General features: G+C 54.7%; 14 protein-coding genes. 9 read left to right on the top strand and 5 right to left on the bottom strand.

The window, feature by feature from the left end; translation table 11 throughout:
- Nucleotides 1-180: 180 nt before the first annotated feature.
- Nucleotides 181-915 (bottom strand): hypothetical protein, encoded by a 735-nt coding sequence (locus OZ410_RS02870; RefSeq protein ID WP_277706407.1) that lies wholly within the window; start codon nt 913-915, stop codon nt 181-183.
- A 415-nt stretch (nt 916-1,330) separates the two neighbouring features.
- Here OZ410_RS02870 and OZ410_RS02865 point away from each other — a divergent pair, with 415 nt between their 5' ends.
- The 6 genes from OZ410_RS02865 to rimK are packed head-to-tail and all read left to right on the top strand — an operon-like array spanning nt 1,331 to nt 6,845.
- Nucleotides 1,331-2,785 (top strand): type III PLP-dependent enzyme domain-containing protein, encoded by a 1,455-nt coding sequence (locus OZ410_RS02865; protein ID WP_277706406.1) that lies wholly within the window; start codon nt 1,331-1,333, stop codon nt 2,783-2,785.
- 7 nt (nt 2,786-2,792) lie between these two features.
- The gene (speB, locus tag OZ410_RS02860) at nt 2,793-3,659 is read left to right on the top strand and encodes an agmatinase (RefSeq protein ID WP_277706405.1); all 867 of its coding nucleotides are present in this window, start codon (nt 2,793-2,795) and stop codon (nt 3,657-3,659) included.
- A 41-nt stretch (nt 3,660-3,700) separates the two neighbouring features.
- Nucleotides 3,701-4,675 carry a deoxyhypusine synthase family protein gene (locus tag OZ410_RS02855; RefSeq protein WP_277706404.1) on the top strand — a complete coding sequence of 325 codons (975 nt, stop codon included), beginning with the start codon at nt 3,701-3,703 and terminating at the stop codon, nt 4,673-4,675.
- Nucleotides 4,676-4,677: 2 nt separating this feature from the next.
- On the top strand, nt 4,678-4,977 hold the full coding sequence (locus OZ410_RS02850) for a hypothetical protein (protein WP_277706402.1): 300 nt from the start codon (nt 4,678-4,680) through the stop codon (nt 4,975-4,977).
- Nucleotides 4,978-5,003: 26 nt separating this feature from the next.
- A complete protein-coding gene (locus OZ410_RS02845; protein WP_277706400.1) occupies nt 5,004-5,420 on the top strand; it encodes a VOC family protein in 417 nt (138 codons plus the stop codon).
- A 54-nt stretch (nt 5,421-5,474) separates the two neighbouring features.
- Nucleotides 5,475-6,845, top strand: coding sequence for a 30S ribosomal protein S6--L-glutamate ligase (gene rimK / locus OZ410_RS02840; RefSeq protein ID WP_277706398.1), 1,371 nt, complete (start codon nt 5,475-5,477; stop codon nt 6,843-6,845).
- Here the strand turns inward: rimK and OZ410_RS02835 are convergent.
- A complete protein-coding gene (locus OZ410_RS02835) occupies nt 6,842-7,792 on the bottom strand; it encodes an NAD-dependent epimerase/dehydratase family protein (RefSeq protein WP_277706397.1) in 951 nt (316 codons plus the stop codon). The two genes, rimK and OZ410_RS02835, sit on opposite strands and share 4 nt — an antisense overlap.
- Before the next feature lie 64 nt (nt 7,793-7,856).
- Between OZ410_RS02835 and OZ410_RS02830 the strand changes: the two genes are divergently transcribed.
- The 3 genes from OZ410_RS02830 to treF are packed head-to-tail and all read left to right on the top strand — an operon-like array spanning nt 7,857 to nt 10,443.
- A complete protein-coding gene (locus OZ410_RS02830; protein WP_277706395.1) occupies nt 7,857-8,351 on the top strand; it encodes a hypothetical protein in 495 nt (164 codons plus the stop codon).
- On the top strand, nt 8,344-8,850 hold the full coding sequence (locus tag OZ410_RS02825; protein WP_277706393.1) for a nuclear transport factor 2 family protein: 507 nt from the start codon (nt 8,344-8,346) through the stop codon (nt 8,848-8,850). The genes OZ410_RS02830 and OZ410_RS02825 overlap by 8 nt, the downstream gene beginning before the upstream one ends.
- Nucleotides 8,851-8,856: 6 nt before the next feature.
- On the top strand, nt 8,857-10,443 hold the full coding sequence (treF, locus tag OZ410_RS02820) for an alpha,alpha-trehalase TreF (RefSeq protein WP_277706392.1): 1,587 nt from the start codon (nt 8,857-8,859) through the stop codon (nt 10,441-10,443).
- A gap of 34 nt (nt 10,444-10,477) precedes the next feature.
- Here the strand turns inward: treF and OZ410_RS02815 are convergent, their stop codons facing one another.
- From OZ410_RS02815 to OZ410_RS02805, 3 genes are all read right to left on the bottom strand, one after another.
- Nucleotides 10,478-11,176: a tetratricopeptide repeat protein gene (locus OZ410_RS02815; RefSeq protein WP_277706391.1), complete on the bottom strand. Its 699-nt coding sequence runs from the start codon at nt 11,174-11,176 to the stop codon at nt 10,478-10,480.
- 90 nt (nt 11,177-11,266) lie between these two features.
- Nucleotides 11,267-12,073, bottom strand: coding sequence for an NAD(P)-binding domain-containing protein (locus tag OZ410_RS02810; protein WP_277706390.1), 807 nt, complete (start codon nt 12,071-12,073; stop codon nt 11,267-11,269).
- Entirely contained in the window at nt 12,070-14,346 is a 2,277-nt protein-coding gene (locus OZ410_RS02805) for a M28 family peptidase (RefSeq protein ID WP_277706389.1), read from the bottom strand. Before OZ410_RS02805 ends, OZ410_RS02810 begins: the two co-directional genes overlap by 4 nt.
- Nucleotides 14,347-14,439: the final 93 nt, after the last annotated feature.

The raw sequence follows: 14,439 nt of genomic DNA, 5'->3' as shown, positions 1-14,439 counted from the left end.
ATGAACGCCAGGAAAGGTGTTTCGGTCATTTTACTATGGGGAGGTGTAGGTTAGTGAATGGGTGTTTAGCATAGCATATAAATGAACGAGTAACTTAACTGTGTCAAACATACAACCCAGGCATCGCCTTTCCGTGGCGGTAGGGTTAGGCGGAGGGTCACTGTCGACGAATGGTAATTTTCAGTCGACGGGGCTGCCGCGCAGGGACCAGATTTCATACATAGGCTCTCCCCGGCTGTTTTTGCCCTTGTGGTGCCAGTCGTTTCCCATGCGTTCGTATTCGAAGTTCAGTTCGGCCCCTACCCGGCTGTCGTCCCGGGAAAAAAACCGGATCAGTTCGGTATAGGCGCCATCCACGGCCGCATAACGCCCCCCGCCCGTGCCCATAAAGGCCATGGTTTCGGTGTTGTAGGCAATCCATTGGAAATAGCCGTCCATCAGGAATTTCAGCGTTTTGCGCGGAGTGTTGTCCCCACGTCGTTCCTGCCCGGTGTCCGGTCCGCGGGTGGCAAAGAGCCACGCGCCGTCCAGGTCCTGTTCAAGACCGGGTTCCCGGGTATACGGCCGGGATTCATTCCCGTTAAAGATCAGCTTTCCATCTACAAACCCGTAGGACACCCGGTGCGTGTTCTCCCCGGTAGTCTTGAAATCTGAATTGAATTCCAGCGGGATGATCAGGCTGTCTTCTTCCACAGTGTAAAAGCCACCCATAGTCTGCAGGAAGTGGTTCGGCCCTTCCTCATAAGTGGTATGCAGGATGTACCGGTCAGAGACCATGAGTAGGTATTGCCGGGTTGCCGAATCCGTAAATTCGGTGGCCCGGTATACCCCGGGTTCGGGTTGTGCCAATAATGGCAGGGCGGTACTTAAAAGCAACAAGGCCAGGGCCGCAGCTTTGGTATTTAATAATTTCATAATTTACAAGGGCTAATGGGTTATCCGAATTTACAATATATTTCGATGCCTTGCAGGCCCTCCGAAGTCCGGGCAGGTCTGGCAGTCCGAAAAAAAAATGGGATGGCGCATTGATATTTCCAAAAAAGGACTTCATTTGCACCCGCGTTTCAGGAAGGTTCCTGCAACGTGTAGCTGAACATGTTGAAAAGTGTTTCTATGTTCGGGCAGCCGGGGAAAAGGAAGTTATATCCGGCCGCAGCCTATGGGATAGGCGACCGGAATTTAAAGCTAGCTTCCGCCTTGCCTATGCCCGGCCTTTTGGGGCTGCGACCCGCCGCCCACATTGGGCGCACGCCTTCTTGCGCCTTTCGGACCCAAGCCATATCAACCTTAAAATGCTGAATGGGAATAGTTCCCACCCAAAAATGCGAAGATGAATATTACCTATCGCGATCTGATTGACCAGACGTATTATTTTCCCACCGAAGAATTTGACCTGGATACCCGCGGGCTCCGTTTTCACGGCGTACCCCTGGCAGAACTGGTGGAGCGTTATGGCAGCCCTTTGAAATTTACTTACCTGCCCAAGATTTCCGAGAACATCAACAAGGCCAAGCAGTGGTTTAACGATGCCATGACCAAGTACGATTATCCGGGCAAATACTACTATTGTTATTGCACAAAAAGTTCCCATTTCCGGTATGTGCTGCACGAGGCGCTTAAAAACGACATCCACATCGAGACCTCTTCGGCCTTCGACATTGCCATAGTGGAACATCTGAAAAAAGAAGGCCGGATTACAGACGACACCTATGTGCTGTGCAATGGCTTTAAACGGGAGGCCTATGTAGACAATATTGCCGGCCTGATCAACAATGGGCACCGGAACTGCATCCCGATTATCGATAACTACGAAGAGCTCGCCCTTTTGCAGGAGGCCATTGATACTCCGTTTCAGGTAGGTATCCGGATTGCCTCGGAGGAGGAACCCAAATTTGAGTTTTACACCTCGCGCCTGGGCATCGGATATAAGGATATCGTGCCTTTTTATGAAAACCAGATCCGGGATTCTGAGCAGGTGGAACTGAAAATGCTCCATTTCTTCATCAATACGGGGATACGGGACAACGCTTATTATTGGAACGAGCTGATCAAATGCCTCAAGGTGTATGTGCGCCTGCGCAAGATTTGCCCTACCCTGGATAGCCTGAATATTGGCGGGGGCTTTCCGACCAAGAACTCCCTGGCCTTTGAATACGATTACGCCTATATGATAGACGAAATCGTTAACCAGATCCGCCTGGCCTGCGAGGAGGAAAACATTCCGCCGCCCAATATTTTTACAGAGTTCGGGAGCTTTACCGTTGGCGAGAGCGGCGGGGCCATCTATCAGGTGCTCTACCAGAAACAACAGAACGACCGGGAGAAGTGGAATATGATCGACAGCTCCTTTATCACCACCCTGCCGGATTCCTGGGCCATCAACAAGCGGTTTATTATGTTGCCGATCAACCGCTGGGATGAGCCCTATGAGCGGGTGCTGCTTGGTGGGCTAACCTGCGACAGCGACGATTATTACAACAGCCAGCAGGATATGAACGCCATTTACCTGCCTAAATATCATGCGAACAAACCCCTTTACATCGGGTTTTTCCATACGGGTGCCTACCAGGAATCCATTGGAGGTTTTGGCGGGCTGCAGCACTGCCTGATCCCACACCCGCAGCACCTGCTCATAGACCGGGATGCCAACGGGGAGATCACCTTCCAGCTCTTCAGCCGGCAGCAGCGGGCAGAAGACCATTTACATACCCTGGGCTACCACAACGGGACCGAACCCGAAGAACCGTTGGTGTTGCCCCAAAAACAAAAAGTAAAGAATACTTAATGACCTCATGAACGCAAAACGAAACTACGCCGGCATCCCGGACGGGTATGCCCAATTGGAAAAGGCAGGGGTTGTCCTGATCCCTGTGCCTTTTGATGGAACCAGCACCTGGGGCAAAGGGGCCGACCGCGGCCCGGAAGCCTTCCTGGATGCCTCTGAGAACATGGAGTTGTACGACATCGAAACGGAATCCGAAGTCTATCGCCAGGGCATTTATCTGGCAGACCCCGTAACCGCAGAAGATCCGAAAACCCTGGTAGAGGAAGTTCACCGCGTTACCAAAGGCTACATTAAACGCAATAAGTTCGTAACCCTGTTCGGGGGGGAACACTCCCTCTCCATCGGTTCCATCCGGGCCTTCAATGAAGGGTTCGACAACCTGACGGTGCTGCAGATCGACGCCCATGCGGATTTGCGCAAGGAATATGAAGGTACGCCGTATAACCACGCCTGTGCCGTGCATGAGGCAGCACAGACCACCAACCTGATCCAGGTAGGTATCCGTAGCATGGATGCCATCGAAAAGACCTATATGGACCTGGAAAAGACCTTTTTTGCGCACGAGATGGCCACGGACGAGTACTGGATGGACAAGGTGATTGACTTGATGGGGGACCATGTTTTCATTACCTTCGACCTGGATGCACTGGACCCTTCCATCATGCCGTCTACAGGCACCCCGGAACCCGGAGGCCTGTTCTGGTATGAGACCCTGGAGTTTCTCCGGAGGGTTTTTGAGGAGCGCAATGTGGTCGGGTTCGACCTGGTGGAACTCTGCCCCAATCCGGCCAACCGCGCCCCGGATTTCCTGGCCGCCAAACTCTATTATAAAATGCTGAGTTATAAATTCCACGGACAGCAGGACCCTTCCTGAACGAGGAGGCATCTCTGGATTGTCCGGTAAATTAGACCAAAATGAGCACGAAAGGCCCGATTTCTAAATTCATTACCCATTACTATAAACACTTTAACGCCGCCGCCCTGGTGGATGCGGCCCAGGCCTATGAAGCCCAATTGGAGCAAGGCTCCAAAATGCTTGTGTCCCTGGCCGGGGCTATGAGTACAGCCGAATTGGGAAAAATCCTGGCCGAGATGATCCGTCAGGATAAAATCCATATCATATCCTGTACCGGGGCCAACCTGGAAGAAGACCTGATGAACCTGGTGGCCCACAGTCATTACCGCCGCGTACCCAATTACCGGGACCTTACGCCCCAGGAGGAATGGGATTTGCTGGAGCAGGGGCTGAACCGGGTAACCGATACCTGCATCCCGGAGGAAGAGGCCTTCCGGCGCCTGCAGAAACACATCCATGAGCTATGGCAGGAGGCCGAAACCAAAGGCGAACGCTACCTGCCCCATGAATTTATGTATAAACTCCTGCTTTCCGGGGTACTGGAGCAGTATTACGAAATTGACGTCAAGGATTCCTGGATGTATGCGGCCGCGGAAAAAAACCTCCCCCTGGTATGCCCGGGATGGGAAGACAGCACCATGGGCAATATCTTTGCCTCCTATGTGCTGAAAGGGGAACTTTCGGCCAGCACAGTGAAGTCCGGGATTGAGTATATGACCTACCTGGCGGACTGGTATACCGACAACTCCGGCAAGGGCATCGGCTTTTTCCAGATTGGCGGGGGCATAGCCGGGGATTTCCCGATCTGTGTAGTCCCCATGCTGTATCAGGACCTGGAGCGCACGGATACCCCCTTCTGGAGCTATTTCTGCCAGATCAGTGACAGCACCACCAGTTACGGGTCGTATTCCGGGGCTGTCCCCAATGAGAAGATTACCTGGGGAAAACTCGGTATCGACACCCCGAAATTTATCGTGGAAAGCGATGCGACTATTGTTGCACCTTTGATTTTTGCTTATATTTTGAACATGTAATTATGGACAATCTCAGGCGCGTCATAGTAGATTTTAAGAAACTTACCCCGGAGGTATTGAAGCTTTTGGTGGAAAAATACCCCGACGGTTACGACGACGACCATATCATTACCTTCCGCAACGCCCAGGGCGAGCGCGTGGAGGCTGTGGAGGTTACCACCTCCGACACCAAATACCTGGTTAAGATCAGTGCCAAACTGGAGAAAACCATGGCCAATTACGACGAAGACGACTACGCCGATTTCGATGACGACGACCCAACGGCCATTCCCGACGTCCCCATAGATTCGGAGGAGGAATAGGAATGGCAGATGCCCAAAACAGAGCTATGGAACAAGCTGCCTTTCACCTGTCGCTGCCTTGCTACAGCGTAACCAAGACCAAAGCCTATTACCTGAATGTGCTGGGGGCGATCCCCGGGCGTTCGGCTACGGGGTGGGCGGACATTGACCTGTTTGGCAACCAGATTACTTTTACCAAAGGCGAATTCGACTTTCATTACAAGACATACAAATTTGAGGACGCCGTGCTGCCGGCATTTCATTTTGGGGTGCTGGTAAGTGCCTCCCAATGGGAGGCTTTGCGGGACCGGCTACAGGCTCAAGGTGTCCATTTTGAGGTCAATGCGCTCTTCCTGGAAGGCAAGACCGGGGCCCATCGTTCTTTTTTTGTAGAAGATCCCAACGGGTATAAGGTGGAGTTTAAGCATTTCCTGGAGCCGGAAGACGTTTTCCGGACCCAATAACTTCTTTTTCCCCGTGCGGCCATCCCATCACCGGGGATCAAATCCAAGAATTTTATGATGAAAGTTGCAGGCAGCGAAGAGTGGTGCGTATTCGAGGACCTGGGGATTCCGGCTGTGAAGGCTCGGGTAGATTCCGGAGCCAAAACCTCTTCCCTCCAGGCGAGTAATATCCGCATCTTCATGCGCCATGCGGAAGAGTGGGTGCAGTTCGAAATCAACCCCCTGCAGGACAACCGCAGCATTGCCATCCCCTGCCAGGCCCGGGTGGTAGACCGCAGGGTAATCCGCAGTTCCATGGGGATTTCAGAAGAGCGACCGGTGATCCGGACCCCCATCCGCCTGGGGGAGGACCAGTTTGAGATCGAGGTAACCCTGGCCAGCCGCGATACCATGGAATACCGGATGCTGTTGGGGAGGGAGGCCCTTTCCGGCCGCTACCTCGTAGATCCGGCCTCCAGTTTTCGGCTGCAGCCCTTTACCGAAGATGAAATCAACGAGCGCTATGCGCCTTACCTGAAACAGAAGAACGGGCTCAAGATTGCCCTGCTGGCCAGCAACCCGGAATTGTATTCCAACAAACGCATCATGGAAGCCGCTGCGGCCCGCGGGCATGAAATTGTCTTTCTGAATGTGGAGCTAGCCTACATGAAACTGGACGCCAATGCCCCCGAAATCCGGTATCGGGGAGGCAACATCCTGGGTGAATTCGATGCGGTGATTCCCAGGATCAAGCCTTCGGTCACCTTTTACGGATGTGCCCTGATCCGGCAGTTCGACTATCTTGGCGTGTATTGCCAGAATGCTGCCGAGGCCATTTCCCAGAGCCGGGACAAGTTGTTCGCCTCCCAGTTGTTCTCCAAGCATGACATCCATATCCCCATTACCGGTTTTGCGAAGTCCCCTAACGATACCAAGGATCTGATCCGAATGGTAAACGGGGCCCCATTGATTATTAAATTACTGGAAAGTACCCAGGGCAAGGGCGTGGTCCTGGCCGAGACCAACAAGGCGGCGGAGAGTGTGATCAACGCCTTTAAAAGCGTGCAGACCAACATCCTGGTGCAGGAATTTATCAAAGAGGCCAACGGCCAGGATATCCGTTGTTTTGTGGTGGACGGCAAGGTAGTGGCTGCCATGCAGCGCCAGGCCGAGAAAGGGGAATTCCGCGCCAACATCCACCAGGGGGGCAAAGCTTCCAAAATTAAGATCACGGCAGAGGAACGCAAGCTGGCGGTTAAGGCGGCACGGGTACTGAACCTGTCCGTGGCCGGCGTGGACATTATCCGGTCTAACCGGGGTCCCTTATTGCTGGAGGTGAATTCTTCTCCCGGTCTGGAAGGGATTGAGCAGGCCACAGGGAAGGATATCGCGGACGTGATGATCCGCGCCATCGAGAAAAAACTGAGGTACCAGCCCCAGGATTAATTCCCCGCCCGTTGCAGGGCTTCCAGCATGGTAGCGGTGGTTTCCTCCAGGTTAAACTGAGGGGCCCAACCCCAGTCTTGCCGCGCTTCGCGGTCGTCTATGCTGCTGGGCCAGGAATCGGCTATGGCCTGGCGTTCGTCCGGGGCGTAGCGAATCTCGAATTCCGGGAGGTGCTTCTGAATGGCCCGGGCCAGCTGGCCTGGCTCAAAACTCATGGCGTGCAGGTTATAGGAAGAACGCACACTCAGGGCCTCTGCCGGGGCCTGCATCAGGTTAATGGTAGCCCGGATGGCATCGTCCATATACATCATGGGCAGGCGGGTCCCCTCGGTCAGAAAACAGGTGTATTGCCCTTCCTTCAGGGCTTTGTGAAAAATCTCTACGGCGTAGTCGGTGGTACCTCCCCCTGGCTCGGTTTTCCAGCTGATGAGCCCCGGGTACCGAAGGCTGCGCACGTCCACCCCGTATTTTTTGTGATAATAGGCACACCAGCGTTCCCCGGATTGCTTGCTGATCCCGTAAACCGTGCTGGGCTCCATAATGGTGGACTGGGGCGTGTCTTCCTTAGGGGTGTTGGGGCCAAATACGGCAATGCTGGAAGGCCAGAAAATCTTGTTGATCATGCGCTCCTTTCCCAGGCGCAACACGTTGAATAAGGTACTCATATTCAAATGCCAGGCGCGGTCCGGAAATTTTTCCGCCGTCGCACTCAGCATGGCGGCCATCAGGTAGATTTCTTCCACTTCATAGTGGATGACCGCTTCCTCCAGGGCGTTGGAGTCCGTGGCATCCAGGATTTCAAAGGGGCCGGAGGCCATCAGTTCGGTCCCGCCTTCCCGGATGTCGCTGGCAATTACTTTATCACTGCCGTGAAGCTGTCGCAGGGCCAGGGTGAGCTCTGTCCCGATTTGCCCGCAGGCGCCCAGAATGAGAATGGTTTTGCCCATATGATGGCCGTTTGTTTAATAGCGGCGTAAAGATAACTCATTGTAAAATTTGTACATTCGCTTTATGCGGTATTTCATGTTTATTACTGCCTGTATGGCCTTGCTGGGCGGGTGTCGCGAAACCCCTGCGGAGGAGGTAAATACCCCCGGGGTAGAAGAAACTTCGAACGCCATGGAATTGCCAGCCCCGGCATCACTGGTCCCGGAGGCACGGGCGGTTACGGACTCCTGGCCGGAATTCAAACAACTTGAAGCCCGGATGGATGTTTTGGCCGGCGTGGGAAACCCAGAAGAGGCTGGGTTGCTGTTGGAAGAACTCATTGGCCTGTTGACGGACCTAGAAACCGCGGCTTTCCCGAGTCCTTTCGACCGCATTTCGGTGCGCAGCCGCCTTACCCTGGTCAAAACCTATTTGCTGAAGGCACAGGCGGCCCTGCATTACCGCACGGATTATAATGCCCCGGTGGCCGAGGCGTTTGAGGCCTACAATGGCCTGCGCGAACAATTTAACCATATTGTGTCCAGTAAACTGGACCCCAGTATTTTTGACGATGAATAGGAATGTATTCTGGCTCTTGCTTTGGATGCCCTGGATTTGCGGGGCGCAGCAGGAAGATATTCTGGCGGTAGACCGCGTACTTACCGAGTGGCATCAGGCTGCTGCGGATGCGGATTTTGAAGCCTACTTCGGGCACATGGCTCCCGAATCCGTATTTATAGGGACGGATGCATCCGAAAACTGGAACAAAGAGGAATTCATGGCGTTTTCCAAACCCTATTTCGATAATGGGAAGGCCTGGAGTTTTTCGGCGGTGGAGCGCCATATTTACTTTTCCGAAGACGGGCAAACCGCCTGGTTCGACGAATTGCTGGACACCTGGATGCAGCTGTGCAGGGGCTCCGGGGTTGCTGTGCGCACCGAAGGGGGCTGGAAGATTGCCCACTATGTGCTTTCGCTCACCATCCCCAATGAAAAAGTGGAAGGCGCCATAGCCCTGAAACGGGAAAAGGACAGCATTACTTTGCGCAGCCTGCGCGCTTTGTTACCTAAACACTAACCTGGAATGATAAAAAAGTATGTTATCGGGATGGCAGTGGCAACCCTGGCGTTGCTCACTTTCCAATGCCGGCAGGCGCCGGAAGCCCAGCCGCAAGTCACCTCCTTTTACGAAACCGAGGTCTTTCGCGCCATACAGATGGCGCGGTTTTTTGAGGATTCCAAAACGGTGGTGGACCTGCTGCGGGACCGCTCCCCCTCCGACATGGAAGCCTTGTATTTAGCGGAAAAGGACAAACCGGATTTTGACCTCCGTGCCTTCGTGGCTGCCCATTTCACCGAACCGCTGTCCCAGCAGAAAAATTTCCATACGGATACCACCCGCACCATGTATGAACACATCAGCGGGATGTGGGGGGTGCTCCGTCGCGGGCCCGACCCGTCGGATTCCCTTTCTTCCCGCATTCCCTTACCCCATCCGTATGTGGTGCCGGGTGGCCGTTTCCGGGAAATCTACTATTGGGATAGCTATTTTACCATGATTGGTCTGGTGGCAGACGACCAGGCCGAACTGGCACACGATATGCTGGCGAATTTCGCCTACCTGATCGACACCCTTGGTTTTATCCCGAACGGGACCCGCGACTATTACCTGACGCGGTCGCAACCGCCGTTCTTCAGCCTTATGGTAGACCTGCTGGCACAGGAAGACAGCACGGTGGCGGATCGGTATTTCCCCCAGGTAGAAAAGGAATATGCGTACTGGATGGCCGGTTCTGAAGGCTTGCCCGCAGGCGGAAGTACAAAGCGCATTTTCGCCATGGGCGGGGATACCGTGCTGAATCGCTATTGGGATAGCGGCACCACCCCGCGTCCGGAATCCTATGCCGAGGATTTTCATCTGGCTTCCGGCCTCCCTTCAGACAGTGCGAAGGCTGTCCTTTACGCGAACCTGAGGGCTGCTGCAGCTTCCGGGTGGGATTTCAGCAGCCGCTGGTATGCCACTGAGGGGGAATTTGCCTCTACCCAGACCACGGAACTGGCCCCGGTGGACCTGAACGCCCTGATGTACTTTATGGAAACCTTCCTGGCCGAAGGATATCGGGCCCGCGGGCATGTGGAGCAGGCCGAAGCCATGGCAAAAAAGGCGGCCATACGGGCTATTTTTATCCGGGAACGGATGTGGGATGCCCAGGGTGGGTTTTTCAGGGATTTCGATGTGGTGGATGGGGTGCAGACCCCGGAAATTACCCTGGCAGGGGTATTCCCCCTGTATTTTGGCCTGGCCACCCCGGATCAGGCCGAAGCCGTTAAAGACCGGCTTTTGGAGGATTTCCTGCAACCCGGTGGGTTACGCACTACCCTCAAGGCTTCAGGCCAGCAATGGGATGCCCCCAATGGATGGGCTCCCTTGCAATGGATGGCCGTTAAAGGCCTGGAGCGATACGGCTACGCCGGGGAAGCCCGGGATATTGCCAGCCGTTGGTTGCACCTGAACGAAAAGGTGTATCGGGATACCGGCAAGATGATGGAAAAGTACAATGTGGCAGATACCACCCTGCTTTCCGGCGGGGGTGAATACCCCACCCAGGATGGGTTTGGGTGGAGCAATGGGGTGGCCCTGGGCTTCAGGGACCTGCTTGCCGAAGATTAAACCCTGGTCTTTGCGCCAAAGGTCGCCGTTCTGCCTATTCCGGGTTTTCTGCTGCCTGGGCCTTGCGGGATTCCAGCGCCTGTTTGCTCAGGCTGGCCAGGTTGAAATTCGGGTCTATGGCCAGGGCTTCATCGAAACTGGCAATGGCTTTGTCGATGTTGTTCTTGTTCATGTTGTACAAGGCCAGCCCGCGCAGATGGATAAAGGCCGCCTTCAGGGATACTTCATAGGGTTGCTGCCGTTCGTAAAAAGCATACTTCATTTCTGCGGTGGCATTGTTTACCCCGTATTCGATATCCGTTAATGCCCCGGCATTTTCCCCAACCTGGATTTTCAGGTCTGCGATCTCATAAGCCAGGTATGCGTTGGGATTGCGTTTAAACAATTCCTGAAACTGCTGCAGGGCCCGGTTGGGCTGGTTTATGGATTTCAGGGAAAGCGCTTTGACCTGCAGGGCAATATCCGAATCGTTCGGGTTAATGTCCACCCCAATCAGGTTCAGGGCAGGAATGTACTGTTCATTGTTGGCATATACATAGGCCAGGGTATCCCGACGGGCCATGGATGGCTCCAGCACATACATATGGGTAAGGGCATTGATGACCCCGCGTACATCCCCCTGCTTTTTCATCTGCAGGTAGTAGGCCTGGTAATGGCTCTTGAGGGCGTCATTGGTTTGCGCCTGTGCGCCCAGGGCAATCAGCAGGCATCCGAGGAGGGCAATTCGTTTCATTTGCAATACATTGGTAGGACGGCAAAACTACGTTATTTTTTACATTTCTATCCCATCCCGTACCGGCCTTCTGCACGTGGTCTGCACAATTTATGCGATGGGGTCATTCCAGGTAAATTCCCGGGCTTCCAATACCTTACTATGCACTTCTTTGGCCATGGGGTTGGGCCGGGAAGGCTGGTACTTCGGTGGGGGCAGTCCCATAGACTCTGCCTGGGCGTGGTAGTAATCCGCTTTGGCCGGGTGTGCGGGGTAAACGGCATGGACAACCCCCGTCCATTCGGGGTCGTTTACCGCCAGGGCCAGGATGCGCCGGGCATCTGTGCCGTGGATCAGGTTAACCGGGTCCTGCCCGCCCTGCAGCCCGGTTTTGCCGGAGAGGTATTTTACCGGGTGGCGCCCGTCTCCCATTAACCCGCCGGGCCTTACGACCAAGAGGTTGTATGGGGGCCTTCCTGTTGCCAGGAGGCGTTCGGCTTCCAGCAACTGTTTCCCGCTTTCGGAATCCGGTAGAGGCAGGGTGTCTTCATCTACCACTCCCTGGGCTCCGAATACCGAAGTGCTGCTTACATAGATGAGCCGTGGAATACCAACGTCCTCAAGGACTTTCCTCAGGTGGCTGATCCGTACCGGATAATTTCCGGAGCTATCCCGCCGCAGCCCTGGTGGGATATTGAAAATCAATACATCCAGTCCCTTCAGAAAGGCTTTAATGGGGCCTTCGAAGCCGGATTCGTTTAACCGGATGACATGCATGGAAATACCCTGTTGTTCCATTTCCCTGGCCTTTTCATCCCGTGTTGTAGTGCCGCAGACCACATAACCGGCGGCCGCCAGTTCCAATGCGAGGGGGGCACCCAGCCATCCGCAGCCCAATATCCCAACCTTCTTTTTCAAAAGGCTATTTTTTTCACCACCAGCACGGCGTCATTCAATACAAAGGGCATGGGGATCTGGTCCTCGGGCCTGGGCGGGACGGTGAATTCAGGATGCCCGAGCAGATTATTTGATGCCTCATAGATTTCAAGTTCCAGGGCGGCGCTCACGGGGAAGGTCAATTCCAGGCGGGTGGGTTCATTGTCGCTCACATAATGGGTAATCAGTTTGCCCCTGCGCCTGCGGGCCAGGTAAAAGGAATCCAGGGCAATGCCGTTTACCGTGGCTTCCTCTAGTGCTGTTCCTGTAAAGACTTCCAGGCGATTGATATCCCTCCGGGAAAGGATGTCCAGGATCAGGTGTCGGGAGGCCCCGGTTACGGTGTCCTGCAACACCTGTACTTCCGGGCCGGGAATCGTTTTTGCCGGGGCTTCGGCCATAAAGGAAAACCCGGTGCCGTATTTGCTGCTGAGGATCCGACCTCCCAGGTGTTCTGCCGGCTGGGGAGGATTCCCCAGATACGCCCGGGTCCAGTCCGAAGGGGTTTTCTCATAGGTGGCCCAGTAGGTTTTTCCGTCATCGGCATCCTGCACGTAGACCAGGCTGGTAGGCTTGGGCCGATGCGGGGTAAAATCGCTTTGAAAATGTGCGGCAATGAGCAGGGCAAGTGCCCCTATCAACCCAAGGCTTCCCCAGCGCTTACGGTGAGGGATTTGCATTAACAGGGCCAGTAGCAGCAAGAAAATAAAAGCGGTCATCAGACTGGCGGCTACCAGCATTTTAAGTCCCAGGCCTACCGGAAACATCTTTACAAAAGGGGCAAAGATCCACAGAGCAGGCAGGGCCAGGGCCGTAAGCACATAGGGGTTCGGTTTATCGCTCCATAGGACCACAATCCAGGATGCCAGCAAGGCCAGGCCCGGTATCAGGAAAAAAGCTGCTCCGGGCAGCGTTTTGGTCAGCGCTGCACAAAGCACCAGCCACAGCAGGATGGGGGCCGCCAGGACATCCGGGGTGCCGATTTTAAAACTCCGGTAGATCCAGAAACCGCTGCCGATGGCCAGACAGGCGGCCGCAGCAATATAGTAATACCCGTTATAGGTAAAGCCGTGCAGGAGGTCCTGATAGTGCGGGTAGGCTGTTTTGAGCATTGGCCATGCAAAGTAACCCGCAAACCCGTTCAGGGCCAGTAAGAAAAGCATGGGTAAAAATCCTTTGGCAATCCCTGTCCCGCTTAGGCGACCCTTTTTCAGACCCCAGACCAGCAGGACGAAGTAGGCCAGGAGTGCCAACACCCACATAGGCCAGGAGAGGTCCTGTGAATAATGAACCAGCCCCAGGTAAGGCAGGTTAAAGTATACCTGGTCATTCAGGGATTTGAGCCCGGAGAGGTCTGCCTGGGAAAAGTGGTCCAGCAGGGGTACCAGGTAGCTGCCCTGGTGGGCCAGGGTATTGGGGTCGAGCCGCTCCGGGATGTCCAGGGCTGTATGGTAGTCAAAATGGTCGTCGATAAAGGCAAAATTAAAGCCCTCAATATCGCGGTCTTCCCGAAACACGGTCAGGTCGGTGTCGTTGGGCAGCATTTTATAGATGCTGTATGCCAGGGAATTGGCCACGGGAAATTTCGGGTTGGCGGATACGAATTCCTCAATCAGACGGGCATTGCCCCGGTTGGTTTCAATGAGCATATACCCGGGGCCTCCACTGCCGCGGGCTTCAAAATTGAGGACCAGCCCTACCTCTCCGGCCCAGGGGTGCTGATTCACAAACACATCGGCCCCGTTTAAGCCCAGTTCTTCGGCATCTGTAATCAGGACGATCAGATCGTTTTCCGGGGTGTTCCCGCCGGCCAGATAGGCCCTTAGGCCTTCCAGGATCACGGCCACCCCGCTGGCCGCATCACTGGCGCCCAGGGAGGAATGGGGGTTGCTGTCGTAATGGGACATCAGCATCAGGGCTTTGCCCGGCCGGCGCCCGGGAATGCGCACCAGGATGTTTTCCGCCCGGCTCAGGTTGCCCCAATCCCCGGCGGTATATCCGGTCTGCAGTTCTGGTTTCAGGCCCATTTCGTGCAAAACCTCCATCACATAGTCGCGAACTTCCCGGTGTGCCGGGAAACCCACGGCATGGGGGGCCTGTGCCATCTGACGGACATGTGTCATGGCGCGGTCCGTGGAAAAGGCCGTTTGCGGGGCATCCGCATCCGGGTGGTAGGCGGGCATGGAGGCCTGGAAGGCAGTAAACCCCATCAGGGCCAGCAGCAACATGCACAATACGGCAACAGTCGGTTTCATAGGTGTTTTTTGGCCTTTTAAAAGTATGAAAATTTGAAGGGGGCCTGCCCGTTGAACGATTTCTTTTACCGATATTCCAGGAAAATGCTATAT

The organism is Robiginitalea aestuariiviva (genome assembly GCF_029537735.1).
Taxonomy (GTDB): Bacteria; Bacteroidota; Bacteroidia; order Flavobacteriales; family Flavobacteriaceae; genus Robiginitalea; species Robiginitalea aestuariiviva.
This window is presented reverse-complemented; position numbering and strand designations above follow the sequence as displayed.